This is a genomic window from Mesorhizobium sp. M0514 (assembly GCF_040321145.1).
Classification (GTDB): Bacteria; Pseudomonadota; Alphaproteobacteria; order Rhizobiales; family Rhizobiaceae; genus Mesorhizobium.
On record NZ_JAMYQZ010000146.1, the window covers coordinates 1 to 8,023 of the forward strand.

The 8,023-nt window shown below is 59.8% G+C and carries 6 protein-coding genes and 3 pseudogenes; 3 read left to right on the plus strand and 6 right to left on the minus strand.

All coding sequences use genetic code 11. The features are described 5' to 3' along the window. Positions 1–382 precede the first annotated feature (382 nt). Positions 383–727, minus strand: coding sequence for a helix-turn-helix domain-containing protein (locus NKI61_RS31395; protein ID WP_352842232.1), 345 nt, complete (start codon positions 725–727; stop codon positions 383–385). Positions 728–1,159: 432 nt separating this feature from the next. Here NKI61_RS31395 and NKI61_RS31400 point away from each other — a divergent pair, with 432 nt between their 5' ends. Continuing rightward, entirely contained in the window at positions 1,160–2,485 is a 1,326-nt protein-coding gene (locus NKI61_RS31400; protein WP_352842234.1) for a KamA family radical SAM protein, read from the plus strand. A 390-nt stretch (positions 2,486–2,875) separates the two neighbouring features. Here the strand turns inward: NKI61_RS31400 and NKI61_RS31405 are convergent, their stop codons facing one another. Continuing rightward, positions 2,876–3,298 (minus strand): hypothetical protein, encoded by a 423-nt coding sequence (locus tag NKI61_RS31405; protein WP_352842236.1) that lies wholly within the window; start codon positions 3,296–3,298, stop codon positions 2,876–2,878. A gap of 208 nt (positions 3,299–3,506) precedes the next feature. On the opposite strand from NKI61_RS31405, the gene NKI61_RS31410 reads away from it, so the two are divergent. Continuing rightward, entirely contained in the window at positions 3,507–4,451 is a 945-nt protein-coding gene (locus NKI61_RS31410; RefSeq protein ID WP_352842238.1) for a 3-hydroxyacyl-CoA dehydrogenase family protein, read from the plus strand. Between the two features lie 738 nt (positions 4,452–5,189). Then, positions 5,190–5,320 (plus strand): annotated as a pseudogene (locus NKI61_RS33025) (IS5/IS1182 family transposase); the annotation flags it as partial. On the opposite strand, the gene NKI61_RS31415 reads toward NKI61_RS33025, so the two are convergent. The 4 genes and pseudogenes from NKI61_RS31415 to NKI61_RS31430 form a co-directional block, all read right to left on the minus strand. Next, positions 5,304–6,335 carry a histone deacetylase family protein gene (locus NKI61_RS31415; RefSeq protein WP_352842240.1) on the minus strand — a complete coding sequence of 344 codons (1,032 nt, stop codon included), beginning with the start codon at positions 6,333–6,335 and terminating at the stop codon, positions 5,304–5,306. The pseudogene NKI61_RS33025 and the gene NKI61_RS31415 overlap by 17 nt on opposite strands. Before the next feature lie 2 nt (positions 6,336–6,337). Further along, on the minus strand, positions 6,338–6,841 hold the full coding sequence (locus tag NKI61_RS31420) for a GNAT family N-acetyltransferase (RefSeq protein ID WP_352842242.1): 504 nt from the start codon (positions 6,839–6,841) through the stop codon (positions 6,338–6,340). 196 nt (positions 6,842–7,037) lie between these two features. Continuing rightward, positions 7,038–7,723 (minus strand): annotated as a pseudogene (locus NKI61_RS31425) (beta-keto acid cleavage family enzyme); the annotation flags it as partial. A gap of 4 nt (positions 7,724–7,727) precedes the next feature. Further along, a pseudogene (locus NKI61_RS31430) lies at positions 7,728–8,023 on the minus strand (aspartate aminotransferase family protein); the annotation flags it as partial.

Sequence of the window (8,023 nt, forward strand, 5' to 3'; positions counted from 1 at the left end):
AGCTCGCTCTGCGCCAAGCCGCATGACCAGCATCATGGCCGCCCCATTTTGCAGAACTTGACGCACACAACCAGGCGCCGTCGCGTCACCGCTGCACGGCCCCAATCGCGGCCGTGCTTCCCGGCTATCGCCCGTTTGGCCGACGATCCCGACGGATGTAACCCCCAGCAGCGCCAAAACAGCCATGAGTCGAGTGACGCGAAGCGCCCCACCATGGCTTGCTCGGCCTGGACAATTTGGAGTGAACCACATTGCCCATCGCATTCCCCCGAGGGAGAATGTGTCCGTTAGGGCACGGAGTCCAGAAGTTCCACAACCACGGGTGCTTAGGCTTTGGCTTTGGCTTTCGGCTTTGCCGATGCTTTCACCTGCGGCGCGGCAATCAACGTGAGAGCGCGTCAATCAGGGGTTCTTCCGCATATTTGGTGCAGTTGCGGGATTCACGGACGGTGCGAATAAGTTCATAGAGTCGGAATCGCAGTCGACGCCGTGATTTGCCCGTGCTCCATGCCTTCCGTTCGCTGATTTCGCCCGAACTTTCGATTGTCCAGATTTTCGAAGCTGTATCTTCATCGAAACCGCTTGCCTCATACTTGCCAATCCAGACGCGGATCAGGGTGCGCGTCATGTCGTGCCGTTTCGCCAAACTGTGCAGCGTCTCGCCCGACAGATATTCCTGTACGACCTGACGCTTAAACGTGATGCTATAACTACGATGTCTTGCCATGGTTCTCTCTTTGAAAACCCGACAGCCATGGTCAATTCCTCAGTACGATCTGTCCACCCCAAGGGGCGCACTCCATATCGGCGTCCAATTTTGCACGGCGAAACACAAGCGCTTGATGGGCGGCACACGCGCAGCTTTTTCCTCGCCGGTTATGCTGAGCGCCTGCAAACTGCTTTTCGCATGGAAACCTCGAATCGCGACAGAACCCAGTAGATGACGGCGGGCTTTCCCTAGATTGGCGAATAGGGTTCCTCCGGAGGCGACGGCGACTTTCCGCGTTTGTCAATGCATTTCTCATTGTCGTATGTCCGACAAAATCGGACATGCGAATAACAGTACTAGCGCTATCACATTGTCGTAAAAGGATTGTCTCCTTGGCATGGTACATGCGCCGATATCCGCAAACGCGTCACCGACTGGGGAGAACCCTCAATGACCACGCTCACGTATACTGTTGCCGCCGTCTCAAGCGAAGCTCCGATGAGCAGTATTGCGCATGAAATGAGAAACGAGTTCGCTGACGCTGCATGGCAAGAGCGTCATGCCGTTACTCGCGTTGACCAGTTGCGCGAATGGATGGGGGTCGACCCCGACGGCAGTCTGATACGAGACATTGAGCTCGGCCTCGCGCGTGCGCCGATGGCGATGCGGATTACGCCTTATTTGCTGAACTTGATCGACTGGTCGAATTTTCTCCAAGATCCAATCCGCAAGCAATTCATTCCTGTTGGAAGCGAAATTCTTCCATCTCACCCGTTGCTGAAAATGGATTCGTTACATGAACGAGAAAGTTCACCTGTAGATGGACTGGTGCATCGCTATCAGGACAAGGCACTTTTACTCGTAACGGATCGCTGCCCGGTCTATTGTCGTTTTTGCACCCGCAGTTACAGCGTCGGTCTAGACACGTCGTCGGTCTTGAAGAAAAGGCCATCGCCATTCCAGAGCCGATGGGATACTATCCTGGCACATCTTCGGGCGACCCCCGCCATCGTTGACGTAGTGGTGTCGGGGGGAGATTGCTTCCGGCTCAAACCTTCCCGACTTTTGGCGGTCGGCATGGATCTTCTGTCCATCCCCTCAATTCGCCGCGTCCGATTCGCGACGAAAGGGCTCGCTGTACTGCCTATGAAAATCACAAGCGATCATGAATGGACTGATGCTCTTGTCAAAATTAGCGATGCTGGCCGGCATCAGGGCGTAGAGATTTCATTTCACACCCACTTCAACCATCCTGGAGAAATCACCGACTACACGATTGCGGCTGCAGAGCTTCTTTTCAAGCAGGGAATAAGGATGCGCAATCAGTCGGTTCTGCTGGCTGGTGTCAATGACGATCCCGAGGTTATGAAACAGCTCGTCAAAAAACTCTCAGACCTACATATCCAGCCATACTACGTGTATAATTGTGATCTTGTCGACGGAATCGAGCACATGCGGTGTTCGGTAAAACTAGCATGTCAGATAGAAAGGGCCGTACGCGGGATCACGGCTGGGTATAACACTCCGTTGTTCGTTGTCGACACGCCGGGAGGCGGTGGAAAGCGCGACGTCCACAGCTTTGAGCTTTATGACAGTCAGGCTGGGATTGCTGTGTACCGGGCTCCATCTGTCCGGCCGGACCAGCTTTTCATATATCCGGATCCTTTGCAGTCTCTCTCTTCAGATGCGCAGGCGGCATGGTCAGATCCCCAGCGCGCCGATCATATACTGAGCGAAGCGGTTGAGGCTGCTCGAGAAAAATCGATGGCGGTTTGAATGACCGAACAAAGCGGCATGTATAGAGCGAGTTCGAGCCAGATCGGCGCGGTGATCGGTCAGAGTGCGTCCGAACGCCTCCAAAGGTCCATCCATTGGCAGTGCGCTCAGGGCTGCGCGAGGTGCCGGTTGGCAAGATGTCCTTCCACCTCTCGCCGACGAGGCGTCCCCGCCAGGGAGCAACTTCTTTGCCTTTGGCGACCAGAGATTTACTGTCAGACTGAGTTGGAAGCTACGATCATGTGCGGGACTGCGGTTCGCCGAGCTCGGGTGCAGGATCCTACACAGAGTTGGGTGCCGCCGGGCGCAGTCGCGGATGCCCCCGTTGGGCGGCAGCCGGTCGCTCCAGTGAGGAGGCGAGCGCTTCACTTTCGTTCCGGTGCAGGACGCCTAGGCAGGCTCCCAGTTCGCTGGCGTCGGGCCAATCCTCGCGGCCCCCGAGTTTGTAAAGGACCAGGGAAACCTTCCAGGGGCTTCCATGTGGTAAGCGCGCCGGATGTACGATCCAATCGCTCTTTGGGAGTTCGGGTCGACAAAGACCGCCACGCTCTGCAGCTCGGCTTCGGCCCTGCGAGCTGCATGCTCCACTTTCCCGACGAGAGCTCCGTTGGCGACCTTCTTGCCTTCGAAATGCGGCTCAAGCGCCTCCCGGATGTCCTTGAGGATGCCCCAAAGCTGCTCAACGAGGATCGGAGCCGTCTCTTGGATCTTCTCGGGCGCAAACGCTCTCAGTCTCTCGGCTCCGGCGATCTCGGTAGGCTCTGGTTTCGGGCTTTGGGTTTCATCCGAAACGAGGGGCTTGATCTTGCGCACGGTTGGCCGCTTGCCTCGCATCTAGGTCTGCGACCCCCGAAGCAACGAGTGTCTGCTCGGCGGTCGCCAAGGTGTACATTGCCGGCGCAGGGATAGGACCATCCGATGCGCCCGCAGGTTGTTGTCAACCGCGAAGTAGTTGCCCGCCTCCCGCTTCGTCAGAGGTAGCTCGAATCAGTTTCAGTTATCGAACGGAGAAAGGGTGGCAATGAAAGCTGCTGGTCTTGGGAGCATGGCCGTTGTCGGCAACGGGGCGATCGGACACGGAATCGCGGAGGTGTTCGCGAAGGCGGGCTGGGAGGTCTGTCTCATTGGTCGCAGCCAGGAGAGCCTCGAGGGCGCGCGCCAGCGGATTGGCGCGAGCCTCAACGAATTTGTTCAGGCTGAATTGCTGAGCGCTTCGTCCGCGAAAGCAGCGGTGGCGAAGATCCGAACTTCAACCGAGTTACAAGCAGCGGCAGCGGCGGAATTCGTTATCGAAGCCGTTCCTGAGGACATGGAACTCAAGCTCGACATATTCTCCAAACTCGACGGGATCTGTCGTTCCGATACCGTACTCGCGACTTCCAGCGGCCATCCGGCCAGTGCCGTCGATAAATGGGTCGAGCGCAAGGAGCGGGTCATCGCCGCGCATTTTTGGTATCCGCCCCAACTGATTCCGCTCGTTGAGGTTTGTGGCAGCCGTGCCACGACCAAGGCCGTGATCGGGCGTACATGTGCGATTCTTGGCGGTGTTGGAAAGAAGCCCGTCGTCATCGATTGCGAAGTGCCTGGATTCATCGGCAATCGCATCCAATTTGCAGCACTTCGTGAGGCTTGGGCGCTTTGGGCGGCGGGTGTTGCTTCGGCCGAAGCCATCGACTCGGTGGTCCGGCATTCGATCGGACGACGGCTTGCCGTGACCGGACCGATCGAATCAGCGGACCTGGGCGGTCTTGACACGATGTATCATTTTGCTCGCTTCCTGGTACCCTCGCTCGACACTTCGTCTGAACCACCGGAACAGGTCGCGGCTTTGGTCCGGGGTGGGCATTGCGGAGCTCCCAGCGGCAAGGGTGTTTACGATTGGATCGAAAGAGATGGCTCTGCGCTGCTGTCAGCACGGCGCCGTGAACTGATGCGATGGCTGCAAGTGGACCAGCAAGGGTTATGACTCCGATAAAGCGCTCGTGCAGCAACCATACGCCAGATGAGTGCAGGGCGGCACAAACAGCGTCGTACTTGCGGCTCACGGTGCCCCCCGCTGTCCGCTCCGTCGTCAGAAACGCGATCAGCGGATCGCGCGTCAGGGCTTCAGCGTAATCGGCATAGGTGACGGGATCAACGGTCTCGAACGTTTCCGTCATCATCTACAGATGCCCACGATGCCGGCGGTCTCGACGCCGATGCCCGCTCACGCTGGCATCAGGCGCACCATCGCATGTGGCTCCCCGTAACCGGCGCCTGCTCCAGACGCGCGAGGGGGCGAGTGGCAGCGGCACATCATGCGTTGTCACGGAGCGCGTCACGGCATTCCACCGCTCTGCGCAGCTAGTTGAAGCCGCGGATCCCGAGCCACGCCAGGGCCGCCTTGATGCGGTTGATGATCCGCTTGCGCTCGCCCACCCAGACTTTCCAGCTCACGGCTTGGACGTCTGGCATCTTCTTCCTTGAGCGTGAGGATCGCAACGGCAATGCCCGCGCTCGCTTCGCAGCCAGCCCAGGAACACATCGCCGTGTCCAACCGGTCGGTCTCGCATGGCGATGCTCAGGCGATAACCGCAACGCTGGTCGAATGGATGACGTGCCCCTCGATGTCGCGCGCCCACAGCCACGGCCAGCGAGAACCCGTCGGGTCTCGCCTCCAAGGCCAGCGCGATCGGCTCGATCGTCCTGTTGGCCTTGACGGCTTTCGAAGGGCGGCATGACCACCAAAATCTGGCGCTCAGCGATGCCCTTGGCAATCTCGTGTGCTTTGTCCTGTTGCCGGGCCGGCGCTTCGATACCGTTGGTGTCGAGCCGCTCATCAAGGGCCTCTCCTATCGCCGAAGCCGGTCAGGAAGGCGGTGAGGTTGTCACCGAGCGCATCGCAAAGATAGCCGCCTTCCTGGACGATGACCGTCGGCAGGTCGAGCCCGGCTATCGCCTCTCCGATGCGCGAGAAGCCAAGCGTCGTCACCGACAGGCCGCCGAACGGATCGCCCTCAAAGCCGTCGAGACCGAGCGCCACTACCAGCGCTTCGGGCGCGAATGCGCGAATGCGCCGGAGGGCAATTGCGAGCGCTTCCAGAAATGACGCGTCGCCCGATTTGTGTGGCAGCGGCAGGTTGAGGTTGTAGCCGAGGCCGGCGCCTTCGCCGCGCTCGCCGGCGTAGCCCCAGAAAAAGGGATAGAAGCACACCGGATCGGCATGCAGCGAGACGGTGAGCACGTCGGGCCTTGCGTAGAAGATGCCTTGCGTGCCGTTGCCGTGATGTAGGTCGACGTCGAGGATCGCGACGCGCGCAGCACTCCTTCGCAGCGCCTGCGCTGCGACCGCCGAATTGTTGATGAAGCAGAAGCCGCCAGCGATGTCGGCGAAGGCATGGTGGCCGGGCGGTCTGCAAAGTGCGTAGGCCGAAGGCGCCCCCGCTTTCACGTCTTCGGCGGCTTCGACTGCGCTCCAGGCGCTCCAGAGCGCGCTGTTCCAGGTCTCGGTCGAGATCGGGCACACGGTGTCGGCCATATGATAGCCGGCCTGGCCGACCGGCGAACCAGAGTAGGAGCCGTTGCGGGTGATCGGATGGATATTCGGGACAACTTCTGCCGAGGCGCCTTCGATGCGCTGCCATCGCGCGAAAATGTGCTCGAGGAAGTCAAGATATTCGGGTGTGTGCACGCCGGTGATCGGGCCAAGGCCATGATCCTTGGGCCGTTCAACGGTCAAACCGGCTGATGATGCGCCGGCTAATAATCGCTCGACCCGTTCCGGTTTTTCAGGGTGGGGCCAGGGTGTGCCGCTGGAGAGGTAGGCCTTGGGCTCGTGGCGTTTTTGTTCATTGGCGTAGTAGGCTTTCATCGTCACTCCTCTGGCTCATCGGCAAAGGCGAAGAAGGCCTTGCGGATGATTTTTTGCACCTGTTCGTAGTTCGACCAAGCGATGCCAAGCCTTTCATAAAAGGCCTTGGCGGTTTCATTGTCGGTGTCGACGGACAGCCTCAGATAGGCACCGCCCGCAACTCGGCATTCCCTGGACAAGCGCCGCAGGAGTTTTTCGCCAATCCGCCGACCGCGAAAGCGGTCCTCGACGTAGAGATCCTGCGCATAAACGCCCGGGCGGCCCATCCAGGTCGAGAAGATCGGAGTGTGCAGGCACAGGCCGGCAAACTCGCCATCGACCTCGGCGATAAAAGTCGAGAAGGCCGGTTTGTCGCCGAAGCCATAGCGGCGCAGATCTTCTGGCGTCGATTTGATTTCCTGATGGACGCCGATATGGGTGCCGAGGCGCAGCAGCGCGGCATGAATGGTCCCGACCTCGTTGGTCCGGCCGGGGCGTAGAGTTCCGGTTTGCGCGGCTGTGCTCATTGAGAGTATGGCGCCCGAGGCGCGCCCCTCTGTCCTGCCCGACATCTCCCCCGAGATCGGGAGTTAAGGCGCCGGCTCTCCTCCTGCCACTTTTGAGTTTGGCGAAGGCCATCAAGATGGCCCGTCTTGTCCAATGGGATGCCCGACAGGACATAGGGGGAAGCCATGGAACGCTAGCATCTCGGAACCATCGCCTCTGGTAGCTATCGCCGAACAATTTGTCGGCGATGCGCTTGATGCGGATAAGATTGTCGGGATCGGCGCCGATGCTCCCCAGAATGCCGAGCGCGAACTGGAGAAAAAGTGGCGCCGCACCAGACCGCGATCGCGCAAATGCGCCTGCGAATAGAGATGGCCAACATCATAGCATTCGAATTCGAAGCACGTGCCGCAGCCCTTGCCGAGCCTTTCGAGAACGCCCTCCAGGTCCGCGAAAGTGTTCTTGAAAATGGTGTCGCGCGTGGCTTCAAGCAGCTTCGGCTCCCACTCGTGCTGCCACTCCCTTGGCTTGTCGAGCATCGGGAACAGCGCGAAATTCATCGAACCCATGTTGAGCGAGCACATTTCGGGCTCGGCCCGCAACGGTGCTGCCAGCCGCTGGTCAAGCGTCATCAGCGACGAGCCGCCGGTGGTGATGTTGATCACCGCGTCGGTTGCCTGCTTGATGCGCGGCAGGAACTTCATGTACACGTCCGGATCGGCAGTCGGGCGACCGTCCTTTGGGTCGCGGGCATGAAGATGCAGGATGGAAGCACCTGCTTCTGCCGCGGCGATCGCGTCGGTGGCGATCTGGTCCGGCGTCACCGGCAGATAGGGCGACATTGACGGCGTGTGCACCGAACCGGTGACGGCGCAGGTGATGATGACTTTTCTCAGGCCCATTCTGTTACCCCTGGCCTTCGACCGGCAGGTCGAACTCGGAGGCCAAAACCTCCAGCGAGTCGCCGATAATGGAGACGATCTCGCCGACCTGCTCCCTGGTGACGATCATCGGCGGCGCGACCATGAAATTGTCGCCGTCGATGCCGCCCTTGACCCTGCGGCCGTAGATGATCAGCCCGCGCTCGTAGGCGAGGTCGAGCAGGCGCTGCGTGGCTTTCTTGCCCTGTTCGATCGGCCGCAGCGTGTCGGGATCGGCAACCATCTCGGCGCCGGTGAGCAGGCCTTTGCCTCGGACATCGG